Origin of the sequence: Amphibacillus marinus (assembly GCF_900110345.1) — a bacterium.
GTDB classification, from domain to species: domain Bacteria; phylum Bacillota; class Bacilli; order Bacillales; family Amphibacillaceae; genus Amphibacillus_D; species Amphibacillus_D marinus.
The window spans coordinates 181,685-188,987 of sequence record NZ_FODJ01000006.1 but is presented as its reverse complement, the minus strand read 5'-3'; the positions used below and the strand labels follow the sequence as shown (position 1 = coordinate 188,987).

8 protein-coding genes are annotated in these 7,303 nt (G+C 38.3%); 5 read left to right on the top strand and 3 right to left on the bottom strand.

Annotated elements, in window-relative coordinates:
* From tnpA to BM000_RS10105, 3 genes are all read right to left on the bottom strand, one after another.
* Positions 1-258: IS200/IS605 family transposase (gene tnpA, locus BM000_RS10115; protein ID WP_143063925.1), on the bottom strand; the 258-nt coding region annotated here is incomplete at its 3' end.
* Between the two features lie 186 nt (positions 259-444).
* Positions 445-1,977: a flotillin lipid rafts scaffold protein FloT gene (locus BM000_RS10110; protein ID WP_091497661.1), complete on the bottom strand. Its 1,533-nt coding sequence runs from the start codon at positions 1,975-1,977 to the stop codon at positions 445-447.
* A gap of 10 nt (positions 1,978-1,987) precedes the next feature.
* Positions 1,988-2,518: an NfeD family membrane protein gene (locus BM000_RS10105; RefSeq protein ID WP_091497658.1), complete on the bottom strand. Its 531-nt coding sequence runs from the start codon at positions 2,516-2,518 to the stop codon at positions 1,988-1,990.
* Between the two features lie 669 nt (positions 2,519-3,187).
* Here BM000_RS10105 and BM000_RS10100 point away from each other — a divergent pair.
* From BM000_RS10100 to minD, 5 genes are read left to right on the top strand one after another with little or no spacing between them, the layout of a single operon-like run.
* Entirely contained in the window at positions 3,188-4,228 is a 1,041-nt protein-coding gene (locus tag BM000_RS10100) for a rod shape-determining protein (RefSeq protein WP_091497655.1), read from the top strand.
* A 14-nt stretch (positions 4,229-4,242) separates the two neighbouring features.
* Positions 4,243-5,118: a rod shape-determining protein MreC gene (gene mreC, locus BM000_RS10095; RefSeq protein WP_091497653.1), complete on the top strand. Its 876-nt coding sequence runs from the start codon at positions 4,243-4,245 to the stop codon at positions 5,116-5,118.
* A complete protein-coding gene (gene mreD / locus BM000_RS10090) occupies positions 5,118-5,660 on the top strand; it encodes a rod shape-determining protein MreD (protein ID WP_091497650.1) in 543 nt (180 codons plus the stop codon). The genes mreC and mreD overlap by 1 nt, the downstream gene beginning before the upstream one ends.
* A 41-nt stretch (positions 5,661-5,701) precedes the next feature.
* Entirely contained in the window at positions 5,702-6,385 is a 684-nt protein-coding gene (gene minC / locus BM000_RS10085; RefSeq protein ID WP_281245914.1) for a septum site-determining protein MinC, read from the top strand.
* Complete coding sequence (gene minD / locus BM000_RS10080; protein ID WP_091497647.1) at positions 6,378-7,175, top strand: septum site-determining protein MinD; 798 nt, start codon at positions 6,378-6,380, stop codon at positions 7,173-7,175. The genes minC and minD overlap by 8 nt, the downstream gene beginning before the upstream one ends.
* Positions 7,176-7,303: the final 128 nt, after the last annotated feature.

The window sequence follows — 7,303 nt, the reverse complement described above, 5'->3', positions numbered from 1 at the left end:
ACTGCTCTTTCCTTTTAAATATCCCATGAATTGCGACACACTCAATTTTGGCGGTATACTTACTAACATGTGTATGTGGTCTGGACATGCATTTGCTTCATGTATGGTGACGCCTTTTCTTTCACATAGCTCTCTTAATATTTTCCCTATGCTTTGTTTATACTTGCCATAGATCACTTGTCTTCTATACTTCGGTGCGAACACAATATGATACTTACATTTCCATGTTGTGTGTGCTAAACTATTCTTATCCTGCATTTAGGATACGCCTCCTTTTGTTTTAAGATGTGGTAGGTCGGGAAACCAACTTCATCTTATCACCTTGGGAGGCTTTTTGTTACCTCGCTGTAAGCTTTCCAGAACCCCCGGCATAGCCAGGGGTTTTCAAAGAACGTTAAAAAAGTGACAGTTTCGACCTTTGGCGGGCGAAACTGTCACTAATTATTACGCTTCTTCTACGCTTGTTGTTGCTTCAGCTTGCGCGGTTTGTTTCTCATCTTTACTTAATTCCTCGTTTAGTTGATCAATGCTTTCACGAACATTATCCTTGCCGACATAGCTTTCAAGCAAGCTCTTGACATCAATTCCAGATGAAGCCTTTAACGTTTCCTGGACAGTTGCCATTAGATCGGTGGCATATCCGGATACCTTACCAGCACCACTGTTTTTGCCATCACTACCACCAGTGTCAACGACCGTTATTTTATCGATATTACCAAGTGGTTTGGCAACCTCTTTTGCATATAGAGGTAGCATATCAAGAACCATATCCATGATCGCAGCTTGACCATATAAATCAAACGCTTCAGCAATTTTTGCCTTTGCTTCAGCTTCAGCGAGACCTTGCTGTCTAATAACATCGGCTTCAGCAAAACCTTTTGCTTTCTCTGCTTCAGCTAGGGCGATACCTTCCTGCTCAATCTTAAAGCGATGCGCCTCAGCAGAGCGCAGTTCTTTTGCTTTGTTTGCTTCAGCAGCTTGCTCAACTGCATAACGATCAGCATCAGCTTTTTTCTTCACTTCGGCATCGTATTGTTTTTCACGACGAGCAATTTCTTTCTCTTCTAGCTCGATTTGTTTTTGGCGTTCAATAATATCGACTTGAATTCTCTGCTCGGTAACCTTTTGCTTTGCTATTGCTTCTTGTAATTGATAAGCTTGGTCAGCCTCGGCTTTTGCGCTATCCTGTTGTCTACGATATTCGGCAATCTTTAATTCTTTTTCTTTGCCAGATTCAGCGATTTGCGCATCTCTTTGGAACTCAGCTGTTTTTGCTTCTTGTTCAGCTCGTGCGTTTTCAATCCGCGCTTCCTTTTCACGCTCAGCCTTAGCAATTTGCGCATCACGTTTCACTGTCGAAATTTGGGGCTGTCCGAGTGCTTCTAAATAGCCATTTTTATCAGAAATTTCTTTAATGGTAAATGAAACAATTTTAAGTCCCATTTTTGATAAATCCTTCTGAGCGACTGAGAAAACACCTTGGGCGAATTCTTCACGATTACTATAAATATCCTCCACAGTCATTGAGGATAGAATGGCACGTAAATGCCCTTCAAGTACTTCCTTTGCTTCATTTCTTAATTCTTCACGTGTTTTACCGAGGTATTGCTCTGCTGCTGTTGATACATCTTCAATTGTCGAACCAACCTTGATAATTGATACCCCGTTAACTGTAACTGGAACACCTTGTTTCGTATATGTATCGGTTGTACCAACCTCAAGTTTGTGATTTAGTAAGCTAAGTGGTTCTGCTCGTTGGAAGACGGGAACAACGAAAGTTCCTCCACCACGAATGATTTTAATTTTTTTGCCATCACCAGAGTCAACAACATTCGATCCACTCCCTAATAAATTCCCTGTAACAATTAGCGCTTCGTCTGGTCCTACAGTTTTATATTTGGCAATATAAACAAGAATAGCTAAGAATATGATTCCTAAAACAACTCCACCAATAATTAACTCAATACTAAAATCCATGCTTCTCCTCCTAATGCGTTATTTTTTTCAAAAAGACTGGCTCAACAATAAGCACGCCATCTTGGTCAATTTCAAGTACTAAGATAGAAGACCCTTGACTAATCTCAGTGTTTGAAGCGCATTTTGCGATGTTTCCAGTTGAACCAAGTCCGGATTTAATTAACACCTCACCAAGTCCGTTGACCGGAATTGTGGTAATAACTTCACCTTCTTTACCAATAAAATCTACAATGCTAAACGCTGTGCTTTGCTCCGATTTAGCTAATGGAACAAGGATGAAGAAATGAAGAAGACTAACAATTACTAAAGAAATAAGTGTTGCTAAAACGAAAATTGATAAACTATCCAATGTTTCTCTTAACTCCATAATATACCCTGCGCCACATAGTACCGAAATAAAGCTTAAAACAACGGTTGGATTTAAGATAGAGCCTACTGTAATTTCACCAATCGCCTCAAAAACATCACCAATCAGCATATAAAGTATTGTAATTATTCCGCCAATAATAAGACCATATAAATATATAGTTTGAATATCCATGCTAAATGCTTCACCTCCAGTAACACGTCAATTTGCTTACTAGTTTAATAATACCAAATAAACGTACATATTGGCTCAAATTATTAAAAAATTTGCAAATTACTCTTTAAAAATTGGGTTAGTTAAGATTACTTCAAAAGTGAAAAGGTTCCAAAGTAAATATGGCCAGAAAACTTAAATAGCGATGATGTTATCCATATTCTCAGCAACTAGTTATTATGACTTATTATTGCTTTATTCAGCTAACTTTGTGACCAGTGTATACTTAGTTTAATAATTAAATCGCTGGAATTTCTGCTTAGTTATGAGTTATTACTTGAGTTGAGTAGAAAGTCACAACTGTGAAAATAAATTTTTACCATATGGATAAATACTATCTATTTTCAGTATTTTCTCGTATAATTAAAGAGGCGAGTTATACTAAGACGCCCAAACGAAAGAATTTCTTTCGTTAGGCGTTTCTTAATGTGGTAAACGATAAACTATATTTTTGCACCGCGTAGCTGTGAAAAAATAACTGACGTTAACTTATTAACTTTATGTAGGGCATGGGACAAGCTTGTGCTTTCATATTAATACGTAATGATTGTAAGAAAGTTACAACAATCTTATCGTTATACTAAAACAAATGACAACTAAGGATTTTTAGAGATAGAGAGGACGATTAAATTGGCAAAATTCAGCTTTACACAAGATCTAGGAATTGATTTGGGGACAGCTAATACATTGGTTTACATTAAGAAAAAAGGTATTGTTGTACGTGAGCCCTCAGTAGTTGCTAAGAATAACTCGACTGGCGATATAGAGGCGGTAGGTAGCGACGCAAGAAACATGATTGGTCGGACACCTGGTAATATTTCCGTTATTCGCCCGATGAAAGATGGCGTTATTGCAGATTATGATACGACTGCAACAATGATGAAGTATTATATTCGGTTAGCACAAAAAAACCGCTCTCCTTTGGCAAAGAAACCTAATGTTATGGTTTGTGTGCCATCTGGAATTACGATGGTTGAAGAGAGAGCTGTTATTGATGCAACAAAGCAAGCGGGTGCAAAGGATGCATTCCCGATTGCTGAGCCATTTGCTGCTGCAATAGGTGCTGGTTTACCTGTTTGGGAACCAACAGGAAGCATGATCGTTGATATTGGTGGAGGCACAACTGAAGTTGCTGTTATTTCGTTAGGTGGGATTGTAACCAGTCAATCGATTCGAACAGCTGGTGATGATATGGACGATGCTATTATTCAATATATTAGAAAGAAATATAGCTTGATGATTGGAGAGCGGACAGCTGAAGCGGTAAAAATGGAAATCGGTTCAGCGGGTGGACGCTTGGATATTGAAACAATGGATATTCGCGGTCGAGATCTGCTAACAGGTTTACCAAAAACAATAACGATCACAGCTGAAGAAATTGCGGTATCTTTGAAAGATACTGTAAATGCGATTGTTGATTCCGTTAAAAACACACTGGAAAAAACACCACCTGAGCTTGCCGCTGATGTGATGGATCGAGGCATTGTCATTTCTGGTGGGGGCGCGTTACTTACCGGATTAGACCAAGTGATTGCAGAAGAAACAAAGATGCCTGTTTTTGTAGCTGAAAACCCACTGGATAGTGTAGCAATTGGTACCGGAAAGGCGCTTGAGTACATTGAGCACTTTAAATCACACCCACATATTGCATCACATTCAAGTATAAATTAAATGGGGGATTATTGATGTCTTTTTTTCGCCGAAAGCGATTGTTTTTGATCCTTCTAAGTCTCATTATTTTAGTCGGTTTAGTTGGTCTGACAATCAGGGATCGGGACCAATTATCTGCTGTTGAAGAGTTTTTTCAGGATGCCGTTGGCTGGGTGCAAAAAGTTGCGCTTGCTCCGGTTAATTATACCGTCAATTTAATCGGCAATGTTGATGATATGCGAAACGTATACAATGAGAATCAAGTTTTAAAAGAGAATTTAGCTCAATATCAGCAAACCTTGTATGAAGTTCAAGAACTTAGAAGAGATAATGAAGAGCTGCTTGCTATCATTGATAAGACTGATAATATTATGGATTACACGCCTATTCAAGCTAGTGTTGTCGCAAGAAGTCCTGAGGCATGGTTTAATCAGGTGACAATTGATCGTGGCTCGCAGCACGGTGTGGCCCAAGATATGGCTGTTATTACTGCGGATGGAATGATTGGTAAGATTCAGTCAACTTCACAGTTCACGTCAAATGTGCTGTTGTTAAATGGATTTGATCGTTCTAATCGTATTTCTGTGAATGTTAGCTTGCCGGAGCAGGATGATGATGCGCGTGGCTTTATCCTTGGCTATAATGAAGAACGAAATCAATTGGTATTAGAGTTTACTGAGTATTATGAAGAGATTCCAGAAGATGCGTTTGTTTTTTCATCTGGTCTTGGTGGTGTATTTCCAAAAGGATTGGAAGTTGGCTCAATTGATGAGGTAACAACAGATCAATATGGTTTAACACAAATTGCTTATGTCAGCCCATCGGCAAATTTAACTGATTTTAATCATGTCATTGTCGTTGATAGAAATATAACTTCGGATCTTGATCTAGATGAAGGTGAGGAAGAGTAATGTCAAGATTATACCTTCCTTTCATTTTACTCCTTTTGATTGCATTACAGGGGACAACGGCTGCTTTCATTCCAAATTTTCTTTTGGAACATGGCTGGATTATCGTCTTTCATTCTGTTTTTGTTTTCCTTGTCCTGTTTACGCTGTTTTATGACCTTGAACATACGTATTATTCCTTGTTTTTTGCTATCTTGTCAGGTGTTCTCATCGATATTGTTTACACAAGTGTTGTCGGGGTATACATGTTCAGCTACGCAATAACAATTTATTTTGTTCATGGGATGAGAAAGCTATTGCATGCTAATTTCTTTGTTGCTTTGCTGTTAACTGTTGTGGGTATTGCAATGGCCGATTATGTGCTTTATTTTATTTATCTATTCACTGGTTTTACCAATATAGAAGCACTTGATTACTTTTACTATCGTATGCTACCGACTGTTTTAATTAACACATTAATCTTTCTACTTTTCTACCTAATTTTCAAACGTAAGCTTGTAAAATGGTCTGAGCTGCGGTTTGAGAAAAAAGGATCAATCAACTAAGAGCATAACTCATACAAAACAGATTACTTGGAGGTGTGATAGTGGTTTTGAAGAATCAATATGTCATGATCAAAGGGACAAGAGACGGGTTAACCTTGTTTTTAGATGATTCGTGTTCGTTTAACGATTTATTAGATGAATTAGATAAAACACTTTCGCACGATGAATTTGATGAAGATCAAGCGATGATAACCGTAAAGATTCATTTAGGAAATCGCTTTTTACATAAGGAGCAAGATGAGCAGTTACGGACCTTGATTAGACAAAGAAATAAACTAGTTGTGCAAGGAATTGAATCAAATGTCATTTCAAAGGCTGAAGCTATTCAGTGGAAGGAGGACAGCGAGGTAAGAGTCGTCTCGAAAACGATTCGTTCTGGACAAGTGTATCAAGTTCAAGGCGATCTCCTATTAATTGGCGATATTAATCCAGGTGGTACGGTGAAAGCTACAGGCAATATTTATATCATGGGTGCCTTACGTGGTGTTGCACATGCTGGAATCAATGGAAATCGTCAAGCTGTTATTATTGCCTCATTTATGAAGCCGGTCCAACTTAGAATTGCAGACTTATATAGCAGAGCTCCGGATTATGAAACTGAGGGTGTTTACATGGAATGTGGATTTATTGATGAATCGGAGAAGATCTTGATTGATCGATTGCAATTAGTAGCGAAGAAAAGACCGGAATTAAATGGTTTCGAAAGGAGTGTATTAAATGGCTGAGGCAATTGTTATTACTTCTGGTAAAGGTGGCGTTGGTAAGACAACGACAACCGCAAACCTAGGAACTGCTCTCGCTTTATTGAATAAGAAAGTTTGTCTAATGGATACCGATATCGGTCTGCGGAATTTAGATGTGGTGATGGGGTTAGAAAACCGCATTATTTACGATATTATTGATGTTGCACAAGGAAGATGTAAGCTTAAACAAGCACTGATTAAGGATAAGCGTTTTGATTATTTATTTTTACTGCCTGCTGCCCAGACAAGTGATAAGAATGACCTAACGCCAGATTCAGTTGTTGAAATGATCGCTGAACTTAAAAAAGAATTTGATTACATCATTATTGATTGTCCAGCAGGAATCGAACAAGGATACAAAAACGCTGTTGCTGGGGCTGATCATGCAATTGTAGTGACGACTCCTGAAAAATCAAGTGTCCGTGATGCTGATCGAATAATTGGTTTGCTTGAGCATGAGGAGATTAGCTCGCCGAAACTGGTCATTAATCGAATTAGAAATCATATGATGAAGTCGGGTGATATGCTTACAATCGATGAAGTTGTTCAAGTACTCTCAATTGATTTATTGGGTATAGTTGCTGACGATGAGGATGTCATTAAAGCATCGAATCGTGGTGAGCCTGTTGCCTTTCAACCAAATACGAAAGCCTCCATTTCTTATCGCAATATAGCCCGCCGAATTCTAGGCGAATCGGTACCGCTACAATCATTAGAGGATGAGAAAGGTGTTTTCTCAAAGGTTAAACGATTTCTTGGTATGCGTAATTAATTTATGAACTAATGAGGGTGATTACTCTTGTTAGTTTTTTTTATTTGATAAGAAAGGACTTGGCATATTTAGTACGTTAACTGAGGTTATTGATTGGTAAACGCATTCCCATATTTATGTTAACGAAG